The organism is Duganella rivi (assembly GCF_009857435.1).
Lineage (GTDB): Bacteria > Pseudomonadota > Gammaproteobacteria > Burkholderiales > Burkholderiaceae_D > Rugamonas > Rugamonas rivi.
Genome location: NZ_WWCK01000035.1, coordinates 1 through 255, shown reverse-complemented (window position 1 = coordinate 255; position 255 = coordinate 1). Strand labels below are relative to the sequence as shown.

Sequence of the window (255 nt, the reverse complement as noted above, 5' to 3'; positions counted from 1 at the left end):
CTTGCAAAGCAGGTGCTCTCCCAGCTGAGCTAATCCCCCAATATGTCTTGGTGGGTCTGGTTGGGCTCGAACCAACGACCCCCGCGTTATCAACACGGTGCTCTAACCAGCTGAGCTACAGACCCTACGCTGTTCTCTATCTCGTTACAGTCGATAAGTGTGAGCGCTTGATGAGCAAACTCTAGAAAGGAGGTGATCCAGCCGCACCTTCCGATACGGCTACCTTGTTACGACTTCACCCCAGTCACGAATCCT

At 53.3% G+C, this 255-nt stretch carries 1 tRNA gene and 1 rRNA gene; both read right to left on the bottom strand.

Annotation, left to right across the window (positions count from 1 at the left end):
* Positions 1-48: 48 nt before the first annotated feature.
* A tRNA-Ile gene (locus tag GTP45_RS27890) sits at positions 49-125 on the bottom strand.
* 60 nt (positions 126-185) lie between these two features.
* Positions 186-255, bottom strand: a 16S ribosomal RNA gene (locus GTP45_RS27885); the annotation flags it as partial.